Here is a 2,052-nt window from a genome sequence, read left to right on the forward strand (position 1 = left end):
GGCTGGACCCACCCCGCCCCGACGCCTCCTTCGCGGGCGGGGCGCGCCCGGGACGCGCGGAGGGAGGCACAGTGACGGGTTTCCCACCACGCACTCCTTCCCCCCGGGCCACAATGGTGAGCCCCAGCACCACCAGGAGGACGTCGTGAGCAACCGGATCCCGCGCGACCGGCAGGGCCAGTGGCGCAGGCAGCGAGGCCTCGGCTCCCGCGGTCCCACCAGGGTGCCCACCCACCCGCCGATGCCGTTGCCATTGCCGTTGCCGTCGCCGGACGGGATCGCGGCACCGGAGGAATCCGAGCAGCGGCCGTCGGGCAAGGGAACCGGCAGGCTCAGCGAGCCACCCCCGGACGGCCCGACCCCGACCCCGCCCGCCGACCCGCCGCAGTAGCCCGGGCCGCGTCCAGAACCGCTCCGTCCACCCGCCGCCAGAAGAAGTCCACGCTCATGCCCCGCACTTTCCTGATCTCTCTGCGCCAGGTTACGCGGGCCCTCCGACAGTCGCCGGCGTGGACGACCGGGCGCCGCCCGGGAGCCCGGGCCTACGGGCGCCGGCCACGGAAGCCGCGGCTCAGGCCCACGGCGGCCTGCCCCGCCCGTCCGCCCACAGGGCGAGCGCCCGCTGGTCGACGGCGCGGATGCCGACCTGGGTGCAGAACGCGGCGGCGGCCTTGGTGAACGAGCTGGTCGTCACCACGGCGGCCAGGTCGCAGTGGTGGACGTCGCGGTAGGTGCCGTTGACCTTCTGGACGTCCTGGGAGCCGACGGAGGTCCGCGGCCCGTACCGCTTGGCCTGGATGAGGATCCGCTGCCCGGCCGGGGTGGTGGCCAGGACGTCCGCCGCGAGGTCGCCGGCCCCGCCGACCACCTTCACCTTCGTGCAGCCGTCCCGGCGGCACAGGTCCGCCAGCGCGTGCTCGAAGGCCTTCGGGGTCATCGCCAGGAACGGCCCGATGTGCCGCAGTTGGGCGGTCCGCGCATCCAACTCCCGCCGCCGGGCCCGCACCCGCGAGCGCAGCACGGCGACACCCGCGCCCGCGCCGGCCGCCAGCAGCACGGCGACCAGCACGAGGTGCTGGGCAAGCCAGCGGACCACCAGCGAGGCCAGAACGACCGCGACCAGCGCGACCGCCCCCAGCAGCGGCGCGTTCCGCTTCATCCACCGCACCCGGCGGGCGGTCATCGACCGACGTCGCCGAACAGGACTACGGGCCACGGCACTCCCCCTCACGCCACGGTATTCGGACGAGCGTAGAAGCAGCCGTGCCCGTACGCCCGCGATCCGGGCGAACTCCGGCTGCCGGACAGCCGAGTTGACCGAATCCCGGCAAACGACGGCCGAACCCCCGCCGCCCCGACCTCCCGCGCGTGCGGGCAAGGGTGCTCTCCGACCTGCGGCGCAGTACAGCCTTTGCCATTTCTTGACTATGCTGCGATGCCGAGGCTGCCGGGTCGGACGGTGCCATGAGGCGTGCCCATCACGCCCATCGTGCCCGCCGTGCCCGCCGTGCCACGCGTCCGGTGGCGAGGGGCAGCCGCGGACCTCCGCGTCGGCCCGCCGCACTGGATGTCGCCGCGTCAACCCCCTGGAAGGCTCAACACCATGACCCGTCTCTCCTGGCTGTCGCGGGCTGCGGCGACCGTGCTGCTCGTCCTGGAGTCGGTGGCGGTGGTGCTGTACTTCGGCATCGCGGTGCCGCTGCTCTACAACGGCATCGGGTTCGAGGACGAGGTGGCGCCGAGGTCGAAGGTGGTGCCGCACCTGCTGGCGATCGGGGGGTACACGATGGCCGGGATCAACGGGTTGGCGGTGCGCGAGCTCTGGCGTCTGCGGCCCGGTGACGGCAGGGTCCTCGTCGTGGCGATGGCCGGGGTGCAGGTGCTGCTGCTGGGGTATGCGGCGTTGTCGGGCGACTACCTGTTCGCGATCTTCGCGGCGCCGGTGCTGCTGTTGCTGGGGGCGGTGGCCGCCTCCGAGCACCGGAGCGGTGCCCGCCGGGCCGCCGCGGGGTGACGGGGCCGGCCCGGGGCTTCCGCAGGGCCGGCGGCACC

General features: G+C 74.2%; 3 protein-coding genes. 2 read left to right on the plus strand and 1 reads right to left on the minus strand.

Translation table 11 applies throughout. The features are described from left to right. The first annotated feature begins 145 nt into the window (after positions 1-145). Positions 146-391 (plus strand): hypothetical protein, encoded by a 246-nt coding sequence (locus ACIQOV_RS39005; protein WP_401055582.1) that lies wholly within the window; start codon positions 146-148, stop codon positions 389-391. 180 nt (positions 392-571) lie between these two features. Here ACIQOV_RS39005 and ACIQOV_RS39010 read toward each other — a convergent pair whose 3' ends face one another. Then, positions 572-1,159: a restriction endonuclease gene (locus ACIQOV_RS39010; protein ID WP_401055583.1), complete on the minus strand. Its 588-nt coding sequence runs from the start codon at positions 1,157-1,159 to the stop codon at positions 572-574. 444 nt (positions 1,160-1,603) lie between these two features. On the opposite strand from ACIQOV_RS39010, the gene ACIQOV_RS39015 reads away from it, so the two are divergent. Further along, on the plus strand, positions 1,604-2,014 hold the full coding sequence (locus ACIQOV_RS39015; protein WP_401055585.1) for a hypothetical protein: 411 nt from the start codon (positions 1,604-1,606) through the stop codon (positions 2,012-2,014). The last annotated feature ends 38 nt before the right edge of the window (positions 2,015-2,052 follow it).

It is taken from the genome of Kitasatospora sp. NPDC091257 (assembly GCF_044757675.1).
In the GTDB taxonomy this organism is placed as follows: Bacteria; Actinomycetota; Actinomycetes; order Streptomycetales; family Streptomycetaceae; genus Kitasatospora; species Kitasatospora lactacystinica.